The sequence below is a fragment of the Streptomyces sp. NPDC059897 genome, assembly GCF_042730865.1.
Lineage (GTDB): Bacteria > Actinomycetota > Actinomycetes > Streptomycetales > Streptomycetaceae > Streptomyces.
Window position 1 is genome coordinate 26,170 of sequence record NZ_JBHWKQ010000070.1, and the last position, 1,129, is coordinate 27,298.

General features: G+C 73.7%; 1 protein-coding gene. It reads right to left on the bottom strand.

Features of this window, described 5'->3' with window-relative positions; translation table 11 throughout:
* Positions 1–321: 321 nt before the first annotated feature.
* Positions 322–1,020: a restriction endonuclease gene (locus ACFV9W_RS38190; RefSeq protein ID WP_385770556.1), complete on the bottom strand. Its 699-nt coding sequence runs from the start codon at positions 1,018–1,020 to the stop codon at positions 322–324.
* Positions 1,021–1,129: the final 109 nt, after the last annotated feature.

Genomic DNA, 1,129 nt, shown 5'->3' on the forward strand with positions numbered 1-1,129 from the left:
CGCCGCCGTACGGGTCGCGCGCCCCGAGCCCTCCACCGACCACGCCGCCACCCGCTCACCTCCCACCCACCCGCCCCCTCCGGGGGCTTCGGCCCCCGTGGGTGTGTGGTCGGGGCCTGGACGATGGTTGCGCTGCGCCGGGGGCATGCGTCTTGCCGTGCCCGGCGCCCGCCGTATGTGTCGCGCGGCACCGGCCACGCCGCAGCGTGGTCGGCGACGGCGGGGGCCGACAGTGGGACGCCGTCCGGGACGGTGTCGTCGCCGGACGTGTCCGTTCCGGCCCAGCATCGCTGACCGCTTCCGCACGCTCGTACGAGAGTCTCAGGTCGGAGGGGAGGGGCGTCCCGGTGGAGGGATCTGGGGGAGGAGGTCCCACAGGGGGCGGGAGCCGGCTGCCCAGTCGGCCAGGAGGTGTCGGTCCGCGAGGTGCATGCGCAGCTGCCGGGCCAGCGGCGCGCAGCGCGTGGAGAAGAGGCCGTTCGTGACGACCAGGACCACGTCCGCCCCGTACAGCTGACGTGCCGTCCCGTTGACCCGCTGCAGATCCGGCGTGCCCACCGACGAACCTCCCGCCCCGTTCCGGCGGTGCTTGCACTGGATCACCCACTTGCGGCCCAGCGGGTCGGTGGCGAGTACGTCCGCCGCGTTGTCCCCGGCGCCGCCGATCTGGCGCGCGTCCGTGCAGCCGTCCCGTCGCATCAAGTCCCGTATCGCGTACTCGAATTCGCGGTGGTGCAGCGCGTCCAGCCGGGGCAGCGCGTAGCGCAGGCCCTGCCGTCGGGTCTGCTCCCAGCGGGCCCGTTGCCGGCGCCGGTGCAGCAGGACCGCGCCCACGAGTGCGGACGCCACGGCGAGCACGACCAGGAGCCACCAGTGGGTCAGCAACCAGTTCACGGCCGGGATGACGAGTGCCACCGCCGCGGCCGCGCCCAGCAGCCATGCCGTGAGCTGGGCCTGTTGGCGCTGCTGTCGCCTCGTGGGGCGACGCCTGCGTCGCCGTGTCGGTGGCCGTCGCGTCATCGCTCAGCGTCCCTCCCCCCCCATTACCGTTTTCGTAGCCCCGCAACGGGGTTACCGGCCTTCGGAGTTGGCATGACTACCTCCCCTTGTCGAGTGCATGGCCCGGGGG